Source organism: Devosia sp. (assembly GCF_036676215.1).
GTDB lineage: Bacteria > Pseudomonadota > Alphaproteobacteria > Rhizobiales > Devosiaceae > Devosia.
The window spans coordinates 13336-39354 of sequence record NZ_JAKFDJ010000089.1; the positions used below are offsets into that span (position 1 = coordinate 13336).

Here is a 26019-nt window from a genome sequence, read left to right on the forward strand (position 1 = left end):
AGGTGAAATGCTCACGTACTCGCGGCCCTGGCATTGGCCTGTGCCACCAGGTCGTCGGGGATGTCGTCGAAGCTGGCATAGTTCATGTTGTAGAGCTTGGCGTAGAGCCCGTTCTTTTCCATGAGCTGGTCGTGATTGCCAGTCTCGATCAGTTCGCCATTCTGCAGCACGATGATGCGGTCGGCGCCGCGGATCGTCGCCAGCCGGTGGGCGATGACCATGCCGGTGCGGCCCTTGAGCAGGGTCAGCAGCGCCTTCTGGATCTGCCGTTCGGTATAGGAGTCGATATTGGCGGTGGCTTCGTCGAGCACCAGGATCTTGGCGTCGGCCACCAGCGCGCGGGCAAAGCTCAGCAATTGGCGTTGCCCCAGGGAAAGATTGGAGCCGCGCTGTTCGAGGATGCTGTCATAGCCCTCGGGCAGGCGCATGATGAAGTCATGCGCGCCCACAGCCTTGGCGGCGGCGATGACGTCGTCACGCGTGGCCGAGGCCTTGTTGTAGCGGATATTGTCGAAGACGCTGCCGGTGAACAGGAAGGGCTCCTGCAGCACCATGGCGACCTGCTCGCCCAACGATTCCTGGGTCACGTCGCGCACGTCGTGGCCACCCACGAGCACGGCGCCGGACTGTACTTCGTAGAAGCGATGGACCAGCGACATGGCGCTTGTCTTGCCCGAGCCGGTCGGGCCGACCAGGGCAACGGTTTCGCCCGGATTGACCTTGAAGCTGACATTCTTGAGCACCGGACGATCGGCGGCATAGCCGAAGACCACGTCCTTGAACTCGACCGAACCGTCCATGTCGCGCGTCAGCGTCACGGCGTCGGGCTTGTCGTTGATCGAGGTCGGCACATCGAGCACTTCGGTGATGCGGCGGCCCGAAGTCATGGCGCGCTGCATGATCGAGTATTGCATGGTCAGCGAGCGGATGGGGTCGAAGAAGCGCTGGATGTAGAAGATGAACGCCACGATGACGCCGATCTCCAGACTCCCATTGAGCACCAGCGAGCCGCCGACCACGACCACAATGGCCATGGCAACGCCGGTGAGGCTGTCGACGATCGGCACCATGACCTGGGCATAGCGCGAGCCGGTGAGCTGGGTCTGCAGGTTGGTATAGGCCTTGTCGTCATAGAGGTCGAAATTGACCTTCTGGCGATCGAGATTCTGCACCGTGCGCACGCCATTGATGCCCTCGGCCATGGCGCCTGCAGTGATCGAATTGGTTTCATGGGCCGCCCAGAAGGCGCGCTTGGCCGGCGGAAGCCAGAAGATGCGCACGATGAACAGCACCGGCATGGTGGAAAGCGTCAGCAGGCCCAGCCGGAAATCGAGCGTCAGCAGCACCACGACGATGCCGACCAGCAGCACCATGTCGCCGACCGAAAGCACCGAGGTCTCGAGGAATTCCTGCATGGAATTGACGTCGCCCTGCAGCCGGCTCATCAGCCGGCCGACTTCAGTCTTGTCCATGAAGCTCAGCGACACACGCTGCAGCTGGTTGAACATGGCGCGACGCATGTCGAACAGCACGTTCTCGGCCACCTGCCCCACCTGGCTTTCCTGAATCCAGGAGGCCGCGTAGTTGATGACGACCGCCACGGCGAAGGCAGCGACGGCCCAAGCCAGATTGGTCGAATTGCCGCCCTCGGTCATGCCGCTATCGATGGCGCGGCCGATGATCAGCGGAATGGCAAGCTGGGTGGCGGTGAAGACCAGCACGGCAAGCACCGACAGATAGATGCGCAGGCGATAGGGACGCACGAAGGCCCAGATGCGCCGCACGGTCCTGGGGTCATAGGCCTTGCCGAAGATTTCCTCTTCGATGCGATGGCTGCCGACGCTGGCGCGGGGTGGGCGCTGGCCCGGAAAGGCGGCGACTTCGCGGTCTTCTTCGTCGACGGCGCTCATTGGGCGGCGCTCCCGATCTCGATATCAATGTCCTCGGTGGGGCGGGTCTGCAGGTCGTAGAGCGCGCGATAGCGGCCGCCCCGCGCCAGCAATTCCTCGTGGCTGCCCTGCTCGATGATCTTGCCGCCCTCGAGGAACAGGATGGTATCGGCATGCAGGAGCGAACTCAGCCGGTGGCTGATCACCAGCGTCACCCGGTCGCCGGCATAGCGGCGCATGGCGCTGCGAATGCGGTGCTCGGTGCCCGCGTCGATGGCGGCGGTGGAATCGTCGAACACCATCACGGCGGGCTTGAGCACGAGGCTGCGCGCAATCGACAGGCGCTGGCGCTGGCCGCCCGACAGGGAAATGCCACGCTCGCCCACCACCGTGGCATAGCCGGCCGGCAGGCCCATGATGTAATTGTGCAGCTGGGCGCTTTCGGCGGCCTTTTCGATCTTGGTTTCCTTCGACCACGGGTCGCCATAGGCGATGTTGTTCTCGATCGTGGTGGTGAAGAGGAACGAATCCTGCTGCACCACGCCGATCGCCCGGCGCAGCGATTGCAGGCTCACCTTGCTGACATCCTGGCCATCTATGGTGATGCGGCCGCCGCTGACATCATAGAAGCGCGGGATCAGGTGGGCGAGCGTCGACTTGCCGCTGCCCGGAGCGCCGACAATGCCGATGGTCTGGCCGGCTTTGGCCTCGAAGCTGACGCCATCGAGCGTCGGATGGGTGGCGCCGGGATAGGTGAAGTGCACATTTTCGAAGCGCAAAGTGCCTTCGCTCACCTTGAGGTCGGGCACGCCGGGCGCATCGGCGATGGCCAGCGGTTCATCGAGAAAGGCGAAGAAGCGTTCGCCGCAGGTGGAGGCGCGGGCAAAGGAATTGACCATCAGGCCAAGCTGGCGCACCGGCATCTGCAATATGGTCATGAAGGTGAGAAAACTGGCCAGCGTGCCCACGCTCATCTCGCCGGCAATGACCTTGTTGCCGCCCACCCAGAGCACCAGCCCCATGGCGGCAAAGAAGGAAAAGGTCATCGCACTGGTGTTGCGCACGCGGATATTGACGCGGTCATGCGCCAGCTGCAGCGCGTCCCTGGAGGCCACATCGAACTTGGCGAGCTCGAAATTCTGCCCGGAAAAGGCGCGGACGACGCGGATGCCGCCGAGATTTTCTTCCATCACCCGGGTCAGGGCCGAGAGCTTCTGCTGCAGGGTGACCCAGGTGGCGCGCAGGGTCAGCTGCGCTACCGAGGAACGCCAGGCGACAAAGGGCACGAAGCTCAGGGCCAAGAGGCCCAGCACGACATCGGTGGTCAGCAGCATATAGGCGCCAACCCCGATCAGCACCGAGAGCAGCACCATGCGCACCTGACCGGTGGCAAAGAACATGCGCACGCCGTCGAGGTCGAGCAGGCCCATGGTGATCAGGTCGCCGGTATGGACCTTGTCATGGTAGGAATAAGACAGCCGCTGCACCTTGTCGTAGAAGGCCAGCCGCAGCTCGTAGCCGAGATGGTGTCCCACCGATTCCGAATAGTAGTTCTGGATCAGGGTGAAAAAGCCGCGCGCCACCGAGACGCCGAGCAGGGTCATGGCGCTCCAGAACAGCGCCTGTTCGGCGCCGGCCGCGCCGGCTTCCAGAATGCCCTGCGCCTGATCGACCGAATAGCCGAGCAGGCGGGGGATCAGCAATTGCAGCACCGAGGCAATGATGGTCGCACCAACCGCTGCGGCCGCCTGCCAGGGGTGACGAAGCGATAGAAGGGTGATCCGCAGCAGCGGCCCCCGGCCCTTTCCGGCCTGGGCCGCGGCCACATGCGCCTGTGCATCGCCGCGTGAATGGACGCGGCCAGCCTTATCGGTGGTCAAGGAAATATCCAGACTTCAATAAATGTGTGGGTCCGAACCGGCGTGGAGCCAACCGTGGCCGGGGCCCGGACAAATCAAAACTCGCGCGACTAATCAACGCCCGTTCGCCGTACCGTTCAAGATCGAATCTGAGCAAAAAACGCAAAGAATAACGTTCGTACGACGCGCAGGCGTCACTGCGGCGCGTTGAGCTCGGGATAGATCACGGCCGAACATTGCCGGTTCTGCGCGTCGAGCATGGCCTGCTCACCGGCGGTGACCATGCCGGTCTCGATGGCGTTCCAGAGGTCGTTGGCCTCCACGCCCTCCAGCCCGCATTGGCAATAGGTGGTGCACAGGCCCGGCGCCGTGCCGCCGGCTTCGCAGGTCGACTGGCAGGAGCGCAGGAAGTCGGCGCCACGCATGGCCAGTTGCGGCTGGAAGAGCTGGGCGGCGGGATAAACCAGACCCAGCAGGATGGGCTGGTGCAGCAGATAGATCAAAAGGCTCCAGCGGCCGAGCCAGGCCAGGACGCGCGGCAGTCTTCCGGTTGGCGCGATGGCAGCAAGGCGCGGCGCCCAGGCGGAGACCAGCGCCAAACGCGTGGCAATCACGCCCAGCAGCACGACGCCGAACCAGGGGAAGACCGGCACAAGATCATTGGTCGGCGGCGGCACCTGCCAGAAGCCGATCCAGGACCAGGCCTTCTCGTTGAACAGGGCATCGGAATAGACAAAGGGCAGCGCAATGACCACGGCGGCGACGGCGATAGCGAGCCAGAGTGGCGTGCGCACAAAGGCCAGGCCCAGGATGCTGAACAGGGCAATGGCATGCAGCACGCCGAAATAGACAAAGCTCTGCGAGAAGGCGAAGAAGGTCGCGACGGTGATGGCCAGCGCCCCGGCGACCACAAAGGCCCAACGCTTCCAGAACCTCCGCCAGCGAATGGCTTTGCCATGGCCCAGCATCAGCCCAACGCCGACCAGGAACAAGAAAACCGCCAGTATGCTGCGCGCAATCAGCACCCATGCTGGGTCATAGCCCACATCGGCGGCGATGAAGCGGAAATAGCTCAGGTCCCAGCACAGGTGATAGGCCGCCATGGCAATAATGGCGACGCCGCGGGCGATATCGACAATGGCGAAGCGCTGGCGGGGGGTGGTGGCGGTATCGGTCAAACGAAGGCCCCCTCACCCGCCGCTGCGCGGCGACCTCTCCCCCAAAGGGAGAGGTTAAGAAAGAAGGTCGCCGCAAACTCCCACCTCTCCCTGGGGGGAGAGGTCGGCCGAAGGCCGGGTGAGGGGGCCTTGCTTTTCAGCTTCATCAACCCGCCACCCTCGCCACCACCGCCAGGAACGCTTCGCCGTAGCGATCGAGCTTGGCCTGACCCACCCCAGGCAGATTGAGCATGTCGTGCGGATGCCTTGGCACTGCCAGGGCCATGGCGCGCAGGGTGGCGTCGTGGAAAATCACATAAGGCGGCACGCCCTGCTGCTTGGCGATGCGCGTCCGCTCTTCGCGCAAAGCTTCGAACAGCGGCAGCGCATGCGGCGGAATGCTGGCGGCGCGCTCGAGCTGGCGCCGAACTTCAACGGTCTTTTTGGGCCGATCCTTGCGCAGGGTCACCGTCCGCTCGTGCTTGAACACGGCGCGGGCGCCCTCGCCCAGCGTCAGCGCACCATGATTGGCATGATCGACCACGATCAGCCCGGATGCGGTCAATTGCCGGATCACCGATTGCCAGACCTTGGCGTCGAGGTCGGCCCCCTGCCCGAACACGGCCTGGTTCTGGTGGCCGAAGCGCTCGACCTTTTCGGTCGCCTTGCCCATCAGCACGTCGATGACATGGGCCGCGCCAAAGCGCATGCCGGTGCGATAGATGGCGGCCAGCGCCTTGATGGCGGCCTCGGTGCCGTCCCAACTTTCGACCGGCGAGCGACAGGTATCGCAGTTGCCGCAATTGCCGGGATGGGCCTCGCCGAAATGATTGAGGATGGCCTTGCGCCGACATTCGGCGGTCTCGCAGACGCCCAGCAGCGCGTTGAGCTTGCCATGCTCGACCCGCTTGATCTCGTCAGGCGCATTGCCCTCGTCGATCATGCGGCGGCGCTGCACCACATCGGCCATGCCATAGCTCATCCAGGCATCGGCGGGCTGGCCGTCGCGCCCGGCGCGGCCGGTTTCCTGGTAATAGGCCTCAATCGAGGCCGGCAGGTCCATATGCGCCACATAGCGCACGTCGGGCTTGTCGATGCCCATGCCGAAGGCCACCGTCGCCACCATGCAGATGTTTTCCTCCTTGAGGAAAGCATCCTGGTTGGTGTTGCGCCGCTCGGCCGAAAGGCCAGCATGATAGGGCAAAGCCGGAATGCCCTTGCCGCTCAGCCACTCAGCGGTGTCCTCCACCTTGGCTCTGGAGAGGCAATAGACGATGCCCGAGCTGCCCTTGTGAGCCGCAAGGAAGGCCAGCAGCTGCTCGCGCGCCTTGTCCCGCTCGACGATGGAATAGGAAATATTGGGGCGGTCGAAGCTGGTGGTGAACACCACCGCGGCTTCCAGCCCAAGCCGCTCGATGATGTCGTCGCGCGTGGTCGGATCGGCCGTCGCGGTCAGCGCGATGCGCGGCACGCCGGGGAAGAGTTCGGTGAGCTTGCTGAGTTCGCGATATTCGGGGCGGAAATCGTGGCCCCACTGGCTCACGCAATGGGCCTCGTCGATGGCAAAGAGCGCGATATCGATGCCCGACAGCATATTGGCAAAGCCCGGCGTCGCCACCCGTTCGGGCGCCACATAGAGCAGGTCGAGCTCGCCGCGCCGCAACTGGCCGCGCACTTCGGATGACTCTTCGGCAGTGAGCGATGAGTTCAGTGCCGCCGCCGCGACCCCGGCCTGGCGCAGGGCCTCGACCTGGTCGCGCATCAGGGCGATCAGCGGCGAGATGACAATGCCCACGCCTGGCCGGCAGATGGCCGGGATCTGGTAGCACATGGACTTGCCCGCGCCGGTTGGAAACAGCACCACCGCATCGCCGCCGCCGACCAGGTGATCGACCACCTCGGCCTGCTGCCCGCGAAAGCTCTTGTGACCGAAGACGTCGCGCAACACGGCGAGCGGATCGCGCGGCATGGCCGGCGCGCCGCTGCTGAACAGATTCCATGCCGATTCAAGCGTGCTCACCCCGCCCTTGGATCACAAGGGCGGGGTGAGCCGCAAGGCGGCACAAATCACGGGTCGGCGCTATCCACCGACGATCGCGCCACCATAGGGTGCATGTCTGCCTGTGGGCGCAAGCGGATCGGGTGAGGCCGGAACGGGTGGGATAAGGGCTCGGCTGCCATTGCGTTGGCCGGACCGGGAAACCGGAAAAACCGGTCCGTTCCCTCTACCACCATGTCCGGCTGACGCGTGCCGGCCTCGTGAAAAATCAATCGCTGGAGGGGTGATTGGTTCCTTCACCTTTCTTCACCTCTCCCCCAGGGGAGAGGTGAAGTCACCGCATCGGTTTGCTCAGGAAGGGCGAGCCGCGCCGCACAAAACGCCAGGGCGTGTCGGTACCCTTGGTTATGCCGATGCGCGGGCCGGTGGCGATGTCGTGGCTGGCCTCGGCCGGCAGCAGCGAAAATGGCGGCGCGTCGAGCGGCATACCGTTGTGGCCGATGTCGACGCCCAGCGACTGGCAGAGCTTGCCCGGCCCAGAACAGAGCTGGCGCGCCGCCACGCCGCCGCGCCGTTCATGCATCAGGCCGACGCCATGCATGGGCTCCAGCGCGCGGATCAGCACCGCGCTGCCGGGCCGGCAAACGAAGTTGAGGCACCAGTGGATGCCGTAGATCTTGTAGACATAGGCATGGCCGGGCGGGCCGAACATGGCGTGATTGCGCAGCGTCGGGCCGTTGAAGCTATGCGAGGCCGGATCGGTCTGGTCATAGGCCTCCACCTCGACCAGCGGCCCGCCGACGCCGTCGATGAGCAGGGTCACGCCGATGAGGTCGCGGGCGACATCGGTGACGGGACGGTCGAAGAAGGTGGGGGGCAGTTGCGGCATTAGTAGACCTCATGGTGAGCTTGTCGAACCACGAGGTCGTGCCCGCATCGTGCCACGACCTCGTCCTTCGACGGGCTCAGGATGAGGTCTACTGGGAGTGAGTCGGCCCGAGGCCGCAACGGCTCACCTGAGCGATCTCAGTCCACCCGACCGCGCGCAGCCACAGTCACCGTTTCCACCACCGCATCGCCCGAGATCAGCGTCACCGTGTCGAACAGGTTGCTGACCACGCAGGCATGGTTGGGAATGATGCGGAGCTTGTCGCCGATCCTGGGCTTGGTCGGGCAATTGGTGAGATCGATGGTGCCATGTTCCTCGCTGAGGCCGACAATCACCGCCTCTGGATAGGCCTCGATCAGGCCGAAGCCGCTCATGCCCAGCGTGTCGCTGGTCAGCGATTTCGAGCCGGCATCGATGATGGCGCGGTTTTCGGTGGGGCGGCTGACCACTGTGGCCAGCACGGTCAGCGCGCAATCGTCAAAGGTGCCGACGCCCTTGGCCACCTGGTAGCGGTCCATATAGATATAGGTGCCCGGCCGGTGCTCGGTGGCGGCAGTCACCTCATGCGCGCGCCAGATGTCGGGTGTGCCGCCATTGGAGACGATCTCGGGCGGCAGGCCTGCCGAGGTCAGCGCCAGTTTGGCGCCCGCCAGCCAGGCGGCATTGGCCTCGACCTGGCCCGCGGCCGGATAGGTCATCAGTCCGCCGAAGTGCAGCCCCGGCGACTTGGCGATCTTTTCGGCCAGCGCCCAGGCCTGCGACGGCGTCTGCACCCCACAGCGGCCCATGCCGGTATCGCATTCGACCAGCACGGTCAGCGGCCTGGCCGACCCCGCAAAGGTGGCCGAGAGACCCTCGACCGTTTCGGCGCTGTCGGCCGTCACACTGATATGCACCCGCGCATGCAGCGCCTTGAGCCGGGCCAGCTTGGCGGCGCCGATAATATTGTAGGGCAGGAAAATTTCGCTGATGCCGGCATCGGCGAACACTTCCGCCTCGCCCAGCTTCTGCACGGTAATGCCGACCGCGCCCAGTTCGATCGCCCGTTTGGCGAAGCGCGGCAGTTTGTGGGTCTTGATATGCGGCCGAAGTTTCAGGCCGTGGCTATCGGCGTAGTCTTGTACGCGTTTGAGGTTGGCCTCGACGCGATCGAGGTCGATCAGCACGGCCGGCGTATCGAGTTCAGCGATATCGCTCATTTGTCCCTCAGCACGTCATCGACGAAACGCAGATTGCCGGCCGTCAGCCCGGCATCGACCGGCAGCACCGTACCGGTAATACCCGAGGATGCATCGGAACAATAGAACACTGCCGCATTGGCGACCTCGGACGGCAGCACCATGCGCCCGAGCGGATAATGCGGCAGCACATTGTCGAGCAGCGTCGGGTCGGCGGCCAGCCGGTGGTCCCAGGCCGGCGTGCGCACCGAACCGGGGCAGATCACGTTGGCCCGCACCCCCTGCCCGCCGCGTTCCACTGCAATGGCCTTGGCATAGGCGACCAGCCCCGCCTTGGCCGCCGCATAGGCCGGATTGCCATAATGGGCCAGCGCATTGACCGAGGAGATGAAGACCAGGCTCCCCTTGCCGCGTTTCGCCATTGCCGCGACGATAGGGTCGGTCATGGCATAGGCGCCGTTGAGGTTGATGGCGAGTTCGGAGGCCCAGACATCATCGTCGAGATGATCGAGGATTTCCGCCCGCGTAAAACCGGCATTGGAGACCACCGCATCGGGCGCGCCGAACTCGGCCAGATAGCGCCCGATCGCCGCCCGCGTGCCCTTGGCATCGGCCTGGTCGAACAGCACCTTGCCAGCCAGATCAAGGCCTTCCAGCATGCTCGCTTCGCGATCGGCACCAATCACCGTTGCGCCGGCCTCGCGGCAGCTGCTGACCAGCGACTGGCCGATGCCGCCGCCGGCGCCGCTGATGAGCACGGTCTTGCCGTCGAGGCGGAAGGGGGAAGCGGTCATTTCAGGGCCCTTTATAGGCAACGCATTCGATCTCGACCTTGCAGTCAACCATCATGTGGCTCTGCACGGCCGCGCGGGCGGGCGGGTTTTCGCCGAAATAGCTTTTATAAACAGCGTTGAAGCTCCAGAAATCGCGCGGATCATCGAGCCAGACGCCGCAGCGGACGACGTGTTCGAGGCCGTAGCCGGCTTCTTCGAGAATTGCTATGAGATTTCTGATGGTTAGGTGGGTCTGATCGACAATTCCGCCATTGATGATCTCCCCGTCTTTCATCGCCACCTGGCCGGAAACGAAGAGGAAGCCGCCGGCTTCTACGGCACGAGCGAAGGGCAGGTTCTGGCCACCAGCACCGGATTTTTCTGCTCCATAGCGCTTGATCGGCATTGGGCACTCCTTTTCGCAATTTCTGAAAGCCAATTTCGTCAGGTGGCACTTTAGCGGGCTAAAAGCGCATTCTCATCGGCAATTTGCGCTCAAAAATGTAAATTTCTTACGTGATTGACCCTCTATGCCTATGCTAGCCTGAGCAGGCATGCGCTTGCAGCATGCTGCCATCTTTCTTGTCATTTTCTGCGGGATTTCTCGTGCGCGTCTTCACCGCTGCTCTCGCCACCGAGACCAATACGTTTTCGCCCATCGCGATCGACAAACGCGCCTTCGAGGCGTCGCTCTATGCCCGGCCCGGCGAGCACCCCGCCACGCCGACGCTGTGCACAGCGCCGATCACAGTCGGCCGCGAGGTCTGTGCCCATGAGGGCTGGACGCTGATCGAAGGCAGCGCCAGTTGGGCTGATCCGGCGGGCCTCGTTGCCCGGGCGACCTATGAGGAGCTGCGCGACGAAATCCTCGACCAGTTGCGCGCCGCGCTGCCGGTCGATGGGGTGGTGCTGGGGCTGCATGGCGCCATGGTGGCCCAGGGCTATGACGACCCCGAGGGCGACCTGCTTGCCCAAGTCCGCGATATTGTCGGGCCCGATGTGCTGGTCTGCGCCGAGCTCGACCCGCATAGCCATCTCACCGCCAGGCGCGTGGCGGCGGCCGACTTCTTCGTGGTGTTCAAGGAATTCCCCCATATCGACTTTGTCGACCGTGCGCGGGACCTGTGGGCCATTGCCGTGCGGGCGCTCAAAGGCGAGATCAAGCCGGTCATGTCGGTATTCGATTGCCGGATGATCGACGTCTTCCCCACCAGCAAGCAGCCGATGCGCGGCTTCGTGGACAAGCTCTACCGCCTCGAAAAATCCGAGCCGGGCCTGCTGTCGCTGTCAGTCATTCACGGCTTCATGGCCGGCGATGTGCCCGAAATGGGCACCAAGGTGATCGCGGTCACCGACAACGCTCCGGGCAAGGGCGAAGCCCTGGCCGAGACGCTGGGGCGCGAGCTGTTTGCCATGCGCGGCACCTTCATGGTCAGCCAGGTGGATGAAACGGCCGCGGTCGCTGCCGCCCTCGCGGCGGCGCGCGGGCCGGTGGTGATCGCCGATGTGTGGGATAATCCGGGCGGCGGCACGGCGGGCGATGCCACGGTGATCCTGGCCGAGCTAATCGCGCGCGGCGTCACCGATATTGCCGTGGGAACGATCTGGGACCCGATCGCGGTGCAGATCTGTTTCGCGGCCGGTGAAGGGGCCGTGATCCCGCTGCGCTTCGGTGCCAAATCCGCGCCCCATACCGGCAGTCCGATCGACAAAACCGTCACCGTCAAACGGCTGGTCCGCAACGCGGAAATGCGCTTCGGCGACAGCTTCGCGCCCTTCGGCGATGCGGCCTGGATCGCGTTTGACGGGATCGATGTGATCCTCAACTCAACCCGCGCGCAGAGCTTTGATCCGTCGCTGTTTTCCGCCATGGGGATCGACCCCAAATCACGGAAAATCCTGCTGATCAAATCGACCAACCATTTCTACGACAGCTTCTCCAGAATTGCGTCGGAGATCGTCTATTGCGCGGCGGGGAAGCCCTATCCGAATACACCGGCAACGACGGATTACAAGAAGGCGCGGCGGACGATCTGGCCGATGGTTGAGGATCCGTGGGGATGATCTTTCTTCCCTTCTCCCCTTGCGGGAGAAGGTGCCCGAAGGGCGGATGAGGGGTCTCTTCCTCGAGCTTCTGGCATGGGCGAGCGCAACCCCTCACCCTGACCTTCCGCTGAACGCGTCAGGTCGTCCCTCTCCCGCAAGGGGAGAGGGTTGGCTCCACTCCGCCCATCAGTCCGCAGCCCAATTTCCATACATGATCGGCATCAGGCCCACGAGTGCCTTGAACCGATCCCAGCTCTTGCGCTCCGGCGTCGTCCAGCCGGCTTCCGCAATAGCCGACAGCCTTGGAAACACCAGGCGGTCGAAGATGGCGCGGTCGGTCATGGACTCGCTCCAGATACAGGCCTGGATGCCGAGCAGATGCGCCAGGCCCTGTTCTGAAAAGCCGGCACGGGCTTCGAACTCGTAGGTTTCCTGCGGGCCGGACCAGCCGGCCCAGCCGGCGCCCGGTTCGGCCCAGGCGACGCCATTGGCCATGTCGAGATAGTAGCGCTGGCCGGGGGAAACCACGATGTCATAGCCGCGCTCGGCCAGCGCCGCATTGATTTCCACATTGCGCCAGCCGATGACGAAGCTCTTGTCCTTGTCGACGGCATCGCCATGGGCCGCTTCTTCCCAGCCGCCGGTTACGGCGCCCTTGCTCGCGATGTACTTGTGTACGCGCTTGATGAACTCGGCCTGGATCACCGCCGTGGGCGAACCCTCGATTTCGTCGGCGCCATGGTGGTTGCCGAGCACATTGTACTGCGCCTCGTGCTTCTTGCGCATTTCCGGGCCGGCCAGCTTTTCGATCATGTCGAGGGCCAAAGGCGAGCCTGACCAGGCGGCCAGCGGCACCTCGTCGGCGCCGATATGGAAGATGCCGGCCGGGAACAGCTCGAGCACTTCGTCGACAATAGTTGCGACGAAGTCATAGACCGGCTCATAGGCCGGGTTGAGGCTGTTATTGGGGAAGCCCTGCACGGACTGGTATTCGCCGGTTTCGGCGGGATCACGCAGCTGCGGCAGCGCCTGCAAAGCCGCATAGAAGTGGCCCGGCATGTCGATCTCGGGGATCACGCTCATGGCCAATCCGTCGGCCAAAGCCACGATCTCGCGGATCACCGCCTTGGAATAGTAGCCGCCGGTCGGCTGCGGACCGGAGCCGAGCAGCGGTGGCAGGGCCTTGCCATGGCCGCGCCAGGCACCGATTTCCGTCAGTTCGGGATAGGCGTCGATCTCGACCCGCCAGGCTTCGTCTTCGGACAGGTGCCAGTGGAACTTGTTGAGCTTGTTCCAGGCCATGAGCTTGATCAGCCGGCTGACTTCGGCGCCGGAATAGAACTGGCGCGCCACGTCGAGATGGCAGCCGCGATAGGCAAAGCCCGGCTCGTCGGTGATGGTGCCGCCGGTGGGGAAGACGAAGGTCTGCGGATAAAGCTTCGCGCCGCGCTGGATGTGGCCGAGCGTCACGAGGCCATAGAACATGCCCTGGCGCGTGGTGGCCTCGACGGTGGCGGCGTCATCCGCGAAGTGGACTTCATAGGCCTCGGCGCCAAGGCCATCCTTGTATCGGACGGTGACCGGCAGGCCGGCCTCGGACGCCGGGCGAACGATACCCTCGACAGCAAAGAGATCGTCGACGAGGCCCGCGAAGGCGGCAGCGGCCCTGCTCGCATCGGTACCTTCAGGCCGCAGATCGAGCCCCGGAGGGGCGATACGGGCGCCGGTGGTGGCGACCGATTTGGGCCAGGGAATGATCGAGACCGCTACCGGCGCCCTGGCCGGAACGGGGAACTTGACCGCGCCCTTGAGCAGGGGCGAATTGTGCCCCTTGGCCTGGGTCGGGGTGGTGGCAAGGGTCACGATGGTGCCGTCGGCCAGCACGACATAGGCGGCATTGGCGCCGTCGCTCCAGTGGCGCAGCCCATAGGAGAGGCCGCGCGCGATGGACGTCCAGGTCTCGCCGGGCTGCAATACGAAGCCGTCGGGCGGCGCTATCAGCGTGTGATTGGAGAGGCGTTTGAGCAGCTTGCCGTTTTCCAATGTGGCGTGCGGGTCAATACGCGCCGGGCCGGAAAAGCCGAGCTGGAAATTGCTGACTGGGGTGTCGCCGGTATTGGTGAGCTCGATGCCATAGCCGAGCGGCGCGCCATCCGTGGCAGGGGTCCAGGTGGTGACGAGAGAAAAGGACGTGGTCATGGGAATGTCTCTTGGTCGGATGTGTGGCTCCCCTCCCCCTTGAGGGGAGGGGTTGGGGGTGGGGGTCCAGCAGTGATGAACTGAACGACCCCCTCCCTCGATCTGGCCATTCGAGCATAGCTCTCATGGCCGCCTTCTTGTCTTGAAAGGCTCCGCTGGAGCCCTTTATCGGCCTTGCCGACCGACGGCGAAGCCCCTGGGGGAGGGAAGGCTGACTGAAGATGCGGCGGACTAATCCCCCAATGGCTGGGCGTCGTCGCCGTCGCGGTTGACGACGAGCTGGTGCTTGATGCGGCGCATGGAGGCGACCGCCGGCGAGCCGAGACGGGTCGCCACCGTCTGGGCCAGGATGTCCACTGCGGCGAGGAGGGCGTAGCGTCCGGGCGTCGGCCGCAGGATATCGGGATTGTCGCGCCGGTCGATCGGCAGCAGGATATCGGCCTGCTCGGCCATGGGCGATCCGGAGCGGGTGACGACGATCCGGGGGAGGCCATACTCGCCGGCAACGGCCATGGCTTTGACCAGCGGCAGATTGTTGCCCGAGAGCGAGAAGGCGATGATCGCGGTGCCGGGCGGCGAGGCGGCGGCCCGCATCATCTGCAACTGATGATCGGTGGAAGAGGCGACCTTGAGGCCGAGGCGGAACAGGCGCACCTCGGTTTCGGTGGCGACCATGGAAGAGGAACCGCCCGAGCCGAAGGTCAGCACGAAGCTCGCCTTGACGATGCTCTCGGCGGCGCGCTCGACGGCGTCGAAATCGAGATGGTCAAAGGTTTCGTAGATGGTGGACTGGATGCCGTTGACCACGCCCTGGGCGATCTCGCGGACACTGGACGGCCCGGAGGCCGGGGCGAAATAGCGCTGCCCGACGAAGCGCGACTGAGCCAGGCGCACCTTGAAGTCAGCGTAGGAGTCGCAACCCAGCCGCCGGCAGAAGCGGGTGACGGTGGGCGGGGAGACCTCGGCCTGGGCGGCGAGGTCGACAATGCTCATCTTGAGCACGCTGTCGACATCGGCCAGCACGATTTCGGTCAGAGCGCGCTCGGAACGGGTGAACTCGTCCTTTTCGGTCTGCAGCAGTCCGACGATGTCCAGCATGGCGGCTCCTCATTTCCAGATGGGCACGGGCGAACCCCACCCACCGACCCTCCCCGCAAGCGGGAGGGTGTCGACTGCAGCATCATGCCCATCAAGTCGGCTATCAGCCGATATTGCCGGGCTAATAGACCGCCAGACCAGCCTGGTCAAAGAGGTGGACCTGCTCGGTGGCGAAGCCGATCGCGCGCGGTTCGCCTTCGGGGACATCCGGGTCGCCTTCGAAGAGGCCGATGAAATTCTCGCCACCCGGCAGGGTGGCGTAGGTCACGGTGTGAATGCCGAGATGCTCGACAATGCTGGGCGTGACCGTAAGGGTGAAATCGCCCTTGCCCAGGCGCAGGTGTTCCGGGCGGACGCCTACAGTGACGGTCTGACCGGCCACGGCCTTGGACTGGCGCGGCAGGGCGATGGTGCCCAGTGCGCCGAGGTCCACCGTGACCGTGGTGCCATCGGCCGCGGTTACCTTGCCGTTGATGAAGTTCATCTTGGGCGAACCGATAAAGCCGGCGACGAAGAGATTGTCGGGGCGGTGATAGAGATCGAGGGGCGAGCCGACCTGGGAAATGGTGCCGGCATCGAGCACCACGATCTTGTCGGCCATGGTCATGGCCTCGACCTGGTCGTGGGTGACGTAGATCATGGTGGAGCCGAGGCGCTTGTGCAGTTCCATCAGCTCGATGCGCATCTCGGAACGGAGTGCGGCGTCGAGGTTGGACAGCGGCTCGTCGAACAGGAAAATCTTGGGCTGGCGCACGATGGCGCGGCCGATGGCGACGCGCTGGCGCTGACCGCCGGAAAGCTGGCCGGGGCGATGCTGCAGGCGGGATTCGAGCTGGAGCACCTTGGCGGCGGCGCCGACGCGCTCATCGACCTGGGCCTGGGGCAGACGCTCGACGCGCAGCGGGAAGGCGATATTCTCGTAGACGGTCATATGCGGATAGAGCGCGTAGGACTGGAACACCATGGCGATGCCGCGCTGCACGGGGGGCAGGTCGTTGACGACCCGGCCGCCAATCTCGATCTCGCCGCCGCTGACATCCTCAAGGCCGGCGATCATGCGCAACAGGGTGGACTTGCCGCAGCCCGAGGGGCCGACAAAGACCACGAACTCGCCCTCCGTCACCTCCAGGTCGATGCCCTTGATGATGCGGGCTTCGTTGAAGCTCTTTTCGAGGTGCTTGAGGCTGAGCTGAGACATGGCGGTTATCTCCGGGCGGCGGGACCAATCCCGCGGGCGGGGTCAAAGGATGCCGCCGCCCCGAGGTATGGGGCGACGGCCAGGTCAGGAGGACCTTACTTGTACTGCTCGAGTTCGCCAGCGGCCGTGGTGAGGGCAGCGGCAGGCTCGGCGGCGCCGGTCACGACGGACTGGACCATTTCGATCATCACGTTCTGCAGGCCGATATAGTCGGTCAGCAGCGGCTCGGGACCACCGAATTCGATGCCGTCGAGGAAGGGCGCCCAATAGGGCGTCTCGGCGACCAGTTCATCGGAGTGGATCGGACGCAGCGGGGTCAGGCCCTGGGCCATTTCGGCATCCCACTGGCGCTCGCCTTCGGTGATGAACTTGGCGAGGCTAATGGCCTGGTCTTCAACACCGGTGCCCTTGAAGATGGCCAGCGAGTCGGTGATCAGCAGCGTGCCAGGACCCTTGGAGTCCGGGCCGCCCGGCAGCGGAGCAACGCCCCAGTTCATGCCGGCTTCTTCGGCACGGAGAGCCGCACCGACGCCGGCTTCGATCATGGCGACGCCACCGTCGAGCCAGATGGCGCGGACTTCGTTCTGCTCGTAAGCGGTCGGGCCTTCTTCGGAATAGGGCACGATTTCCTTGAGGGCGGTCAGGGCAGCCAGGTTTTGCGGGCTGTCGAGCACGATGTTGTCGTCAGCGTCGATCACCAGACCGTCATTGGTGTAAACCCAGTGGAGGAACTGGTGCATGGTGTTGTCGAACGTCTTGGCGACAAGGCCATAGCCGGCCGCATCGGTGTTCTCGGTGATCTGCTTGGCGAAAGCGATCTTTTCTTCCCAGGTCTTGGGCGGGGTTTCCGGATCGAGGCCAGCGGCTTCGAACAGGTCCTTGTTCCAGAACAGGGCCTTGGTGGAGAAGGCCACCGGCACGCCCCACTGGGTACCGTCGAAAGTGACGGTTTCAGGAACGAAGTTGTAATAGGAGGCCTTTTCCTCGTCGGTCATCGGCACCGGTACGATCAGGTCGTTCTGGGCGAACTGCTTGAGGGTACGCGAGCCGACATAGGCCAGGGAAACCGGCGTGCCGGCGGCGGCGAGCGTGGTCACCTTGTCCTGGCACTGGCCCCAGCCGACGACTTCGGGAGCGACCTTGAAGCCGGGATTGGCGGCTTCCCATTCGGCAAAGTATTCGGCATAGCCGGCCGTCAGTTCGTCACCGCAGTTGATGAAGGTGATTTCCTTGACGTCCTGCGCATGGGCGGCCGGCGCGGCGCTGGCCAAAGCCAGCAGCGACACGGCAAAAAGTCCGGTAGTTTTTCTCACGTTTAGTCTCCCTTGGTGTGCGACCCGATCGGGTGCGCTTCTCCGGGCTGGGGCTGACAGACCCCGTGCCCAAAATCCTACTGCTTGACTGCCCCAGCCGTGAGCCCGGCCACCAGGTAGCGTTGCAGGAATACGATGACGACCATGACCGGCAGCACGCCCACGAAACTGGCGGCCATCAGCTCGTTCCAGATCACCTCCTGCTTGCCGAAGAAGGCGAACAGCCCGATCGGCAGCGGCATGAATTCGGATTTGGAATTGAAGGTCAGCGCGAAGATGAACTGCTGCGCATAGGCGCCGATGAAGGTCATGATGGCGACCACGACGATGCCCGGCATGGCCAGCGGCAGGATGACCCGGCGCAGGGTATAAAGGCGCGATGCGCCATCGACCCAGGCCGCCTCGTCCAGCTCCTTGGGGATGCGGATCATATAGGTGCGCAGCAGCCAGATGGACGAGGGGATGAGGAAGGCCGCGCCGGGCACAATCATGGCCCAATAGGTATTGAGCAGGCCCAGCTCGCGCATCAGGCGGAACAGCGGGATCAGCAGCACGGCACCCGAGAACATGTTGACCGCGAGGAACCCGCCAAGCATGAGCCCGGAGCCATTGAACTGGAAGCGGGCGAAGGAATAGGCGGCCGGCACCACCACGATCACCACGACAATGGTCACGATCGAGGAGATGAAGAAGGAATTGAAGATGTAGAGGCCCAGCAGCGGCACGCTGTCCCACATGCGGAAGTAGGCGTCGAAAGAGCCGTTTTTTGGCAAGAAGCTGTAGGGCGTCGAAAACAGCAGCGCGAGCGGCTTGAGCGACACCAGGAACCCTTCGATGAAGGGGGCGAGCACAAAGAACAGGAACACGGCCAGCCCGGCATAGAGGCTGAGGGCCTCATACCAGCGGTAGCGGTCGATCATCGGCTTGGCGCTGCGCAGCCTGAGCCGGGGCCGGACGATGGCGGGGCTGTCAACGGCTGCCACTTCGGTGGTGCGGGCGACGTCGCTCATTTGGCTTCTCCCTGCGAAAGCTTGCGCACGGCGCGGAAGTAAACGATGCAGAAGATCGACACGAAGATGCAGATGACCACGGCGCGGGCGGCGCCCTCGCCATATTTGCGGGAGCCCATCGCGGTCTTGTAGGTGTCGATGATCATCGTGGTGGTGGAGCCCGAGGGTCCGCCCTGGGTCAGGATCCAGATGATGTCGAAGGAATTGAAGGTGGCGATGAGCGAGAGCAGGCTCATGGTCAGCACGGCCGGCACCATCAGCGGTAGGGTGATGCGTCGGAAGCGGTAGAAGCGCCCTGCCCCGTCGGTCCAGGCGGCCTCGTGCAGATCGCGCGGAATGGATTGCATGGCGGCCAGGAAATAGATGGTGACCATGGGCACGCCGATCCACACGTCGGTGACGATGGTGGCCCAGAAGGCGGTGTCGCCATAGGCCAGCCAGGCGACCGGCCCGTCGATGATGCCGAAATTCTGCAGCAGCCCGGAAATCATGCCGAACTGGCCGTTATACATCCAGCCCCACATGAAGATGCCGATGGCCATGGGCACGACCCAGGGCGGCATGATGAGGATGCGGAACAGCGTCTGGCCGGGAATGGCGGCGTTGAGCAGCACGGCGCCGCACATGCCGATCACCATCTTCATGCCCACCGAGAGCATGGTCCAGATGAAGGTACGGATGATCACCTCGGTGAAATTGCCGGCGGTGAAGATGCGCAGGTAATTGGCCCAGCCGACGAAGTCATAATCGGCGCGCAGCGAGGCGTTGGTGAAGGAGAGAATGAAGGTATCGACCAGCGGATAGGCGACGATGATCAGGATATAGATCAATGCCGGGGCCAGCAGGGCCAGGGCGAACATTACGGCGCTACGGCTGCTGGTCATGGCCTGTTCCTCAGTTCGCTCGCCCGAGGGCGGCGTCGAATTGCTGCCAGATCGGGGTCATGTCGATGACGGATCGGGTACGCATTGCCTGATCCATGGTGAGGGCCAGCAGGCCCGCCTCAAGTGCGTCGGTCACCGATACGGGGAGCGGGACGCCTTCGAGCATATGCTTGAGAATATCCTCGGCCATCTGCTCATCGGCGCCGTAGTGCTGGCTGAGCGTGCTGGTCTTGTAGGTGGTGTCGACCAGCCGGTCGGAGCTGCGCGAGTCAGTGACGCGCAGGAAATTGCGGATGAAGTCACCCTCGGCCATGCCCCTGGCGCCCATCACGGCGAAGCGGCGGAAGTCGTCGGGGACATTGAGATTGGTGTGAAAGCTCAGCGCCGCGCCGTTTTCGTACTGCACCATGGCGGTCTGGAAATCGATGATATCGCCGTCGCTGTCGAAGACCTTTTCCGATCCCATCCAGCCGGCCGGCTTGCGATGGTAGACTTCCATGTCGTTGATGCCGACATTTTGCGGGGCATTGGCCGGCACGAAGGTACGGCGGCCGCCGAAGCTCGATACAAAATGGGGCCGGCAGCCCATGACCCCGTTATAGAGATCGAGATCGTGGCAGCACTTTTCCAGCATGAAGCTGCCCGAATAGCGCTCATAGCGGCGCCAGTCGCGCATGAAGAAGGCGCCGTGATAGGGCGGGATATGTTCGGAGGCCTCGATGGAGGTGATGTCTCCCAGCAGGCCGTCGGCCTGGGCCCGGCGCAGGTCGACATAAAGCGGCGCATAGCGCAGCACCAAGCCCACCATGACATTGTCGGAGCCATACTGGGCGATGAGCTTGGCCAGTTCCATGGTCTCATCGACCGTGGTCACCACCGGCTTTTCGGTGAAGATCTTCTTGCCGCGCTCCAGACCGATGCGGATGTGTTCAAGGTGCAGATGGTTGGGCGAGCCCACCATCAACAGATCGAGTTCCTCATTGTCGAGCAGAGCCTCGAGCGAGGCATAGGACTTGCCAACGGAAACACCATGCTCGGCGGTATAGGGCAGGCCGGCGGGCGCGGGGTCGACATAGCCGGCAATCGTGAAGTCGGGCCGGGCGAGGGAGAACACCCGCGCCAGATAACCCAGACGATAACCAAGGCCGATAATGCCTACGCGCATGCTGTGCCGTACCCTGCTGATGAGCGCCAATCTCTTTCGGATTGGTCGGGAATTCTGTAAACGATTTTCAAGACTAGGATCGTTCCGAAAGCAATGTCAACACGAATCCGCCCCACTTTCAATACCAATTTAAGCCACCCCGAAACTTTGCCCAAAGTGGCGCCATTTTGCTGAATATCTGGGCGTTTGTATCGTGTTCGGCGCAGGGTCAGGTGTGGACAAGCTCCAAATAAACAGGCAGCATGTTCAGATTGGTATTCATCTGGGCTCCATCGGCCGGTTTCACACAGATGACATCAATGAAAATATGAAACACAAATAGCGCAGGACTGATCGCAGCGCCGAGACGCTGCCCTGCGAACCGCGAGAGCCCCGATGAGCAGCACCAATCCGTTTCCCCACGATCCTGACCGCAGTTCCATCTGGACCATGCTGGTGGAGCGCGACATCGCGGCCTTCGTCGCCGCCGACTGGGCACAAGTGGATGGCGACTTTGTCAAAGAGGGGTTCCTCGGCATCAACGGCCAGAAATCGGGCAACCCCGATGACTGGCGCATCAGCTTCCCGACACTGGAGGCCTATCGTGACGACTGGATCCGCCAGGCGCGGGAAAGCCAGAAACTGGTCTATGCCGAAGACGTGCTGACCGGCATTCATCGCGCCACCAGCCTCACCGAAATCGAGATCAATGGCGACATAGCCATCGCCCACAAGAAGTTCGATGGCTCGATCGCACTGGCCGACGGCGGCAAGGATGTCCTCAACTGGCAGACGCTCTACTTCTGCCGCAAGGTGGACGGGGTGTGGAAGCTGACGGGGTTTGCGGGGTACCTGCCCTATCCGATGGGCTTGGCGGCGTCCCGCTAGGGCAAATTGCTCCAGTGGAGCAATTTGAGCCGACAAGGCCAAGAGAGCTACGCTCGATTGGCGCGGCGACGCCCCCTCATCCGCCCTTCGGGCACCTTCTCCCACGAGGGGAGAAGGGGGGCTCCGGGTTGCCGCAACAACCGGACGGCACCTCCCCCTTGACGGGGGAGGCTGGGAGGGGGTGGCGGTTGGCCCGAATACCGGGGCTAAACACCCCCCACCCTTGATCCCTCCCCACGAGGGGGAGGGTGTCGACTGGGACTATAGAGACAAAGCCGAAGAGACCCCTCATCCGCCCTTCGGGCACCTTCTCCCGCAAGGGGAGAAGGGGACGACTGAAACCTCGAGACCCATCCATGTCCCTCCTCACCCCCCAGCGCCTGACCATGCTGATCTTCTTCCTCCAGCCGATTGCGTTCGGGTCGTGGTTGCCGCGGATTCCCGAGGTGCAGCAGGCATTGGGGCTGGGGCCGGCGGGGCTGGCACTGGCGCTGCTTGGCCTGCCCTGCGGCACCTTGCTGACCCTGCCCTTTGCCGGGCCGCTGGTGGGGCGGATCGGGCCGCGCACGGCGATCCTGGTCGGCATGGTGCTCTATTCCATCGCGGCCAGCCTGCCGGCTTTGGCACCCAATCCGACGATGCTTTTTGCTACGCTGATGCTGGCGGGTTCGTCGCTGTCCTTCGTGGAACTGGGCCTCAACGTGCAGGCAGACCTGGTGGAGAAATCGACCGGAGCGACGATCATGACCACCTCGCATGGATTCTGGTCGGTGGGCATCATGGTGGGGAGCCTGCTCGGCTCGGGCCTGGCAGCGCTGGACATCGAGGCCCGCTGGGCTATCCCACTGGTGGCCATCATCGTCCTGCCGCTGGCCCTGCTGGTGGCCAATGGCTTGCCGGTGATTGTCGCCGAAGACCCCAGGAGCCAGCACCAGCGCTCGGTCTGGGTCTTTCCGAGCTGGGCGCTGCTCGGCATCTGCTTTTTTGTCTTCGGCATTACCATGACCGAGGGTGCCATGGCCGACTGGTCGGCCATTTTCCTGCGCGACGCGCTGGGCGCCGAGGGCGGACTGGTGGGCCTGGGCTATTCGGTCTTTGCCTTCATGGTGGCGGCGGGGCGCTTTGGCGGCGATAGCCTCAAGCGGCGCTTCGGCGCCGTGACGACGGCGCGCATCTGCGGCAGCCTGGCGCTGGCAGGCGCGGCCCTGCTCTACATCGCCCCCAATACGGCGCTGGCTCTGGTGGGCTTTGGCATTATCGGGCTGGGCGTATCGGTGGGCTTTCCGCTGGCAGTGACGGCGGCCGCGAGCCTCACAGACCGGACGGCCTCGGCCAATGTCGCCATTCTCAGTTTCGTCGCCCTGCTGGGCTTTCTGGTGGGTCCCCCGGTCATCGGCTTTGTCGCCGAACATGCCGATATGCGGCTCGCCATTGCCTGCCTCGTGCCGGTCTTGCTGGTCAGCCTGATGCTGACCGGACGGCTGGTCACGGCAAAACCATCCTCATCCACCAATCTTGAAGCCGAAATTCCCGGAGTGCTCTGATGCGCATCGCTGTTGCCGGGCTGCATACCGAATGCAGCACCTATAATCCCGTACTCGCCCGCGAGGCGGATTTCCGCGTGCTGCGCGGTCCCTCCATGCTCAAGGATGCCTATTTTGACTTCCTGACGCATTTCCCGGCCGAGTTCATCACCATATTGCACGCCCGCGCCATTGCGGGCGGGCCGGTGGAACGCGGCATTTATGACCGCTGGAAGGCCGAAATCCTGGACGGCATTCGCGCCGCGCTGCCGCTCGACGGCGTCTATCTCGCCATGCATGGCGCCATGTTTGTCGAGGGCCTGTTCGATGCCGAGGGCGATTTCATCGCCGCAGTGCGTGAGGTGGTCGGCCCGGATGTGCTGATCGCTGCAAGCTATGACCTCCATGGCAATATCAGCCAGGCGATCATCGACGGCCTCGATATCTTTTCCACCTATCGCACGGCGCCCCATATCGACGTGCCGGACACGATGCGCCGCGCTGTGACCATGCTGGTGCGCGCGCTGACCACGGGCCAGCGCCCGGTCGTGGCCTGGGCGCCGGTGCCGGTGCTGCTGCCGGGCGAACGCACCAGCACGCAGGACGAGCCGGCGCGCAGCTTTTATACGCAATTGCAGGCCGTGGAGGACCCGACCGGCATCTGGGATGCCTCGTTCCAGGTGGGCTATGTGTGGGCCGACGAGCCCCGCGCCACCGCCTGTGCCGTCGTTACCGGCACCGACCGCACGGCGATGAGCGAAGCGGCGCGGCATCTGGCGCAGAACTATTGGGATATCCGCGAGCGCTTCGTCTTCGGCACCAGGACTGGCTCGATCGAGGACTGCGTCAACTGGGCGATCACGGCGGAGACCGGGCCCGCCGTGCTGGCGGAATCGGGCGACAATCCGACCGGCGGCGGGGTGGGCGACCGGGCCGAAGTGCTGGCGGAGCTGATCGCACGCGACGCGCAGGGCGTGGTGTTTGCCGGCATTGCCGACAAGGCAGCGACCGACGCGGCCTATGCGGCGGGCGTCGGCCAGTCGATCACTATCAGCATCGGGGCGACGCTCGATACGTCGAGCAAGCCGGTCTATGCCGAGGTTGAGGTCGCGTTCCTGCTCGAAACCGAGGACGCACGCCTGCGCGAGGCGGTGGTGCGCATTGGCGGCATCGCGCTGGTGCTGACGGCACGGCGCCGGCCGTTCCACAACATCGCCGACTTCACCCGGCTGGGGCTCGATCCGCGCACGGCCAAGGTCGTGGTGGTCAAATCGGGCTATCTGTCGCCCGATCTCGGCCCCATCGCCAATCCAAGCCTGATGGCGCTGTCGCCCGGCGTGGTCGACCAGTTCGTCGAGCGGCTGCAGCGCAAGCACAAGTCCATTGCGCAATATCCGTTCGACAGGGCCTTCGCCTTCACGCCCGAGGTGCGCTGGTCGGCGCGCGCCAGAAGGTAACGGCTGCGTACTGCGCTAGCCTGCGAGGCTCAGCACCAAGCGGAAGGCAACCATGCCTTCCCACCACATGGGGAAATTGGTGCCCCATTTGTTGTTGTAGAGGTTGAAGCGCAGGCCGGCGCCGTAGTCGGGAATGGCCTATTCGTCGCGGTGCTGCTGACCAGACGATCCGCCGCGCCATCGGCAATCCTGTCTATATCGAGGGCTGAGCCATACTGATCGCCAATGCGCCCTGCTCCTGGGGCATCACCTACCCCACCGGCAACGCCGTCACCTGGCAGCAATAACGTGGCGTCCGACGCCGCTGCAACTGGCCGCCCGCGACCTCGCCTATATGAGCGCCATCGCCGGATAATCCTGTTCATTTGCCGGTCAGCATCGCGGCGAAACGGTGGCGGCGGTGTTCGACCAAGGCCATTTCGGCGCCCTCTACCCCTAGCGGAATGGCAGCCCTTGCCGCTTTTCGAGACCAAGGTCTGATGGACTGAGCGACTAACGTCGTCGGCCATTTGATGCGTTGGTCTGAATATCAGCCGGACCATCGTGAGTAGTTGAGAGGACCGTTTCCAGTCTAAAAATAGTATTCATAATCAAGCGGGACAGGAACATCCAATGAGACGTCCATTCTTGCTCAGCCCCGAATATCCTGTCGCACAGCAGCAGCGGAATGACGCGCCGATAGCGGGGCACATTCTGACCGAGAAGTTCGGCCCACCCTCGCATATCCGCCGGTTCTCGCGCGGCGATACGATCTGGGAGCCGGGCTTGACCGCCATAGTGGGCTATATCGTCAAGGGTACGGTGAAACTCGTGACCTGCCTGCCCGATGGCCGGACCAACATCGTGAGCCTGATCGAAGCGCCAGGGTTTTTCGGCCGGGTCTTCGGCGTCACGACCGAGTTCACGATCGAGGCAGCCACAGACGTGGTCGTTGCCTGCTTCGAGCCTGCCGCGTTCGAAGCCCGGCTCTCGGAAAGCCGGGAACTGGAACACTTCATCCATATGGAAAACCTCTATCAACTGGACGAGGCGCACGAACGCATCATCGTCCTTGCCTGCCAGAGCATCGCCGAACGCATGGCCACCTTCATGGTCCTGCGCCTGGTTGCAGAGGAGGTGCGGCGAGGCGGGGTGCGGGACGATATCGTTCATGTCCTTCCCAATCGGCGCGATTTCGCAGCCTATCTGGGTACGACGGTGGAAACGGTCAGCCGCACCATCCAGGCGCTGGTTCGACGCGGCACCATCAGCATCATCGACAGCGCCAATTTCCGCGTACTGCGGCGCAACGATCTGTTCAGGGTCGCCAGGCAGGACGAGCACGACCTTGTCGAGATGATTCGCAGCCGCCGTCCCCACACGCGCGAGGTTGCCGAATACGCCCAACCGGGTGGCCAGCCTGTGCCCCGACACACCTCGCATTCACTGCAGCTCGCGGCCGAATAACCATCGTCGAGACGGTCTTTGCGTGGGAACACGACCTGACGCAGCGCAACAGGCAGCCCATTGCTGTCG

20 protein-coding genes are annotated in these 26019 nt (G+C 63.9%); 5 read left to right on the plus strand and 15 right to left on the minus strand.

The features are described 5' to 3' along the window. Positions 1-11 precede the first annotated feature (11 nt). The 8 genes from V6M52_RS09270 to V6M52_RS09305 form a co-directional block, all read right to left on the minus strand. The gene (locus tag V6M52_RS09270) at positions 12-1910 is read right to left on the minus strand and encodes an ABC transporter ATP-binding protein (RefSeq protein WP_332700809.1); all 1899 of its coding nucleotides are present in this window, start codon (positions 1908-1910) and stop codon (positions 12-14) included. Then, positions 1907-3715 carry an ABC transporter ATP-binding protein gene (locus V6M52_RS09275; protein ID WP_442881841.1) on the minus strand — a complete coding sequence of 603 codons (1809 nt, stop codon included), beginning with the start codon at positions 3713-3715 and terminating at the stop codon, positions 1907-1909. Before V6M52_RS09275 ends, V6M52_RS09270 begins: the two co-directional genes overlap by 4 nt. A 227-nt stretch (positions 3716-3942) precedes the next feature. Beyond that, positions 3943-4926, minus strand: coding sequence for a heparan-alpha-glucosaminide N-acetyltransferase (locus V6M52_RS09280; RefSeq protein WP_332700811.1), 984 nt, complete (start codon positions 4924-4926; stop codon positions 3943-3945). Between the two features lie 145 nt (positions 4927-5071). Further along, the gene (gene recQ / locus V6M52_RS09285) at positions 5072-6874 is read right to left on the minus strand and encodes a DNA helicase RecQ (protein ID WP_332700830.1); all 1803 of its coding nucleotides are present in this window, start codon (positions 6872-6874) and stop codon (positions 5072-5074) included. Between the two features lie 364 nt (positions 6875-7238). Beyond that, positions 7239-7793, minus strand: a complete 555-nt coding sequence (locus V6M52_RS09290; RefSeq protein ID WP_332700812.1) for a DNA-3-methyladenine glycosylase — start codon at positions 7791-7793, stop codon at positions 7239-7241. A gap of 137 nt (positions 7794-7930) precedes the next feature. After that, complete coding sequence (locus V6M52_RS09295) at positions 7931-8992, minus strand: D-TA family PLP-dependent enzyme (protein ID WP_332700813.1); 1062 nt, start codon at positions 8990-8992, stop codon at positions 7931-7933. Next, the gene (locus V6M52_RS09300; RefSeq protein WP_332700814.1) at positions 8989-9765 is read right to left on the minus strand and encodes an SDR family oxidoreductase; all 777 of its coding nucleotides are present in this window, start codon (positions 9763-9765) and stop codon (positions 8989-8991) included. The genes V6M52_RS09295 and V6M52_RS09300 overlap by 4 nt, the downstream gene beginning before the upstream one ends. Before the next feature lies 1 nt (position 9766). Continuing rightward, complete coding sequence (locus V6M52_RS09305; protein ID WP_332694134.1) at positions 9767-10150, minus strand: RidA family protein; 384 nt, start codon at positions 10148-10150, stop codon at positions 9767-9769. 200 nt (positions 10151-10350) lie between these two features. Between V6M52_RS09305 and V6M52_RS09310 the strand changes: the two genes are divergently transcribed. Next, positions 10351-11808, plus strand: a complete 1458-nt coding sequence (locus tag V6M52_RS09310) for a M81 family metallopeptidase (protein ID WP_332700815.1) — start codon at positions 10351-10353, stop codon at positions 11806-11808. A 168-nt stretch (positions 11809-11976) separates the two neighbouring features. Here V6M52_RS09310 and V6M52_RS09315 read toward each other — a convergent pair whose 3' ends face one another. The 7 genes from V6M52_RS09315 to V6M52_RS09345 form a co-directional block, all read right to left on the minus strand. Then, complete coding sequence (locus V6M52_RS09315; protein WP_332700816.1) at positions 11977-13989, minus strand: beta-N-acetylhexosaminidase; 2013 nt, start codon at positions 13987-13989, stop codon at positions 11977-11979. A 231-nt stretch (positions 13990-14220) separates the two neighbouring features. Beyond that, positions 14221-15087 (minus strand): MurR/RpiR family transcriptional regulator, encoded by an 867-nt coding sequence (locus V6M52_RS09320; RefSeq protein WP_332700817.1) that lies wholly within the window; start codon positions 15085-15087, stop codon positions 14221-14223. Positions 15088-15208: 121 nt separating this feature from the next. Continuing rightward, positions 15209-16285 (minus strand): ABC transporter ATP-binding protein, encoded by a 1077-nt coding sequence (locus V6M52_RS09325; protein ID WP_332691450.1) that lies wholly within the window; start codon positions 16283-16285, stop codon positions 15209-15211. A gap of 95 nt (positions 16286-16380) precedes the next feature. Further along, positions 16381-17598 (minus strand): ABC transporter substrate-binding protein, encoded by a 1218-nt coding sequence (locus V6M52_RS09330; protein ID WP_442881839.1) that lies wholly within the window; start codon positions 17596-17598, stop codon positions 16381-16383. 77 nt (positions 17599-17675) lie between these two features. Next, entirely contained in the window at positions 17676-18518 is an 843-nt protein-coding gene (locus V6M52_RS09335; protein ID WP_332700831.1) for a carbohydrate ABC transporter permease, read from the minus strand. Between the two features lie 86 nt (positions 18519-18604). Beyond that, the gene (locus V6M52_RS09340; RefSeq protein WP_332691453.1) at positions 18605-19492 is read right to left on the minus strand and encodes a carbohydrate ABC transporter permease; all 888 of its coding nucleotides are present in this window, start codon (positions 19490-19492) and stop codon (positions 18605-18607) included. Positions 19493-19502: 10 nt separating this feature from the next. Next, on the minus strand, positions 19503-20657 hold the full coding sequence (locus V6M52_RS09345; protein WP_332700818.1) for a Gfo/Idh/MocA family protein: 1155 nt from the start codon (positions 20655-20657) through the stop codon (positions 19503-19505). A gap of 375 nt (positions 20658-21032) precedes the next feature. On the opposite strand from V6M52_RS09345, the gene V6M52_RS09350 reads away from it, so the two are divergent. The 4 genes from V6M52_RS09350 (at position 21033) to V6M52_RS09365 (ending at position 25950) form a co-directional block, all read left to right on the plus strand. Further along, entirely contained in the window at positions 21033-21524 is a 492-nt protein-coding gene (locus V6M52_RS09350; RefSeq protein WP_332691459.1) for a hypothetical protein, read from the plus strand. A 356-nt stretch (positions 21525-21880) separates the two neighbouring features. Then, complete coding sequence (locus V6M52_RS09355) at positions 21881-23068, plus strand: MFS transporter (RefSeq protein ID WP_332700819.1); 1188 nt, start codon at positions 21881-21883, stop codon at positions 23066-23068. Beyond that, the gene (locus V6M52_RS09360; RefSeq protein WP_332700820.1) at positions 23068-24504 is read left to right on the plus strand and encodes a M81 family metallopeptidase; all 1437 of its coding nucleotides are present in this window, start codon (positions 23068-23070) and stop codon (positions 24502-24504) included. The genes V6M52_RS09355 and V6M52_RS09360 overlap by 1 nt, the downstream gene beginning before the upstream one ends. 612 nt (positions 24505-25116) lie before the next feature. Further along, on the plus strand, positions 25117-25950 hold the full coding sequence (locus tag V6M52_RS09365) for a Crp/Fnr family transcriptional regulator (protein ID WP_332700821.1): 834 nt from the start codon (positions 25117-25119) through the stop codon (positions 25948-25950). Positions 25951-26019: the final 69 nt, after the last annotated feature.

Coding starts and splice junctions, on each gene's coding strand:
- V6M52_RS09270 (WP_332700809.1), bottom strand. CDS start 1,910: ATGAGCGCCGTCGACGAAGAAGACCGCGAAGTCGCCGCCTTTCCGGGC.
- recQ (WP_332700830.1), bottom strand. CDS start 6,874: ATGCCGCGCGATCCGCTCGCCGTGTTGCGCGACGTCTTCGGTCACAAG.
- V6M52_RS09290 (WP_332700812.1), bottom strand. CDS start 7,793: ATGCCGCAACTGCCCCCCACCTTCTTCGACCGTCCCGTCACCGATGTC.
- V6M52_RS09295 (WP_332700813.1), bottom strand. CDS start 8,992: ATGAGCGATATCGCTGAACTCGATACGCCGGCCGTGCTGATCGACCTC.
- V6M52_RS09300 (WP_332700814.1), bottom strand. CDS start 9,765: ATGACCGCTTCCCCCTTCCGCCTCGACGGCAAGACCGTGCTCATCAGC.
- V6M52_RS09305 (WP_332694134.1), bottom strand. CDS start 10,150: ATGCCGATCAAGCGCTATGGAGCAGAAAAATCCGGTGCTGGTGGCCAG.
- V6M52_RS09315 (WP_332700816.1), bottom strand. CDS start 13,989: ATGACCACGTCCTTTTCTCTCGTCACCACCTGGACCCCTGCCACGGAT.
- V6M52_RS09320 (WP_332700817.1), bottom strand. CDS start 15,087: ATGCTGGACATCGTCGGACTGCTGCAGACCGAAAAGGACGAGTTCACC.
- V6M52_RS09325 (WP_332691450.1), bottom strand. CDS start 16,285: ATGTCTCAGCTCAGCCTCAAGCACCTCGAAAAGAGCTTCAACGAAGCC.
- V6M52_RS09335 (WP_332700831.1), bottom strand. CDS start 18,518: ATGATCGACCGCTACCGCTGGTATGAGGCCCTCAGCCTCTATGCCGGG.
- V6M52_RS09340 (WP_332691453.1), bottom strand. CDS start 19,492: ATGACCAGCAGCCGTAGCGCCGTAATGTTCGCCCTGGCCCTGCTGGCC.
- V6M52_RS09345 (WP_332700818.1), bottom strand. CDS start 20,657: ATGCGCGTAGGCATTATCGGCCTTGGTTATCGTCTGGGTTATCTGGCG.
- V6M52_RS09350 (WP_332691459.1), top strand. CDS start 21,033: ATGAGCAGCACCAATCCGTTTCCCCACGATCCTGACCGCAGTTCCATC.
- V6M52_RS09355 (WP_332700819.1), top strand. CDS start 21,881: ATGTCCCTCCTCACCCCCCAGCGCCTGACCATGCTGATCTTCTTCCTC.
- V6M52_RS09360 (WP_332700820.1), top strand. CDS start 23,068: ATGCGCATCGCTGTTGCCGGGCTGCATACCGAATGCAGCACCTATAAT.
- V6M52_RS09365 (WP_332700821.1), top strand. CDS start 25,117: ATGAGACGTCCATTCTTGCTCAGCCCCGAATATCCTGTCGCACAGCAG.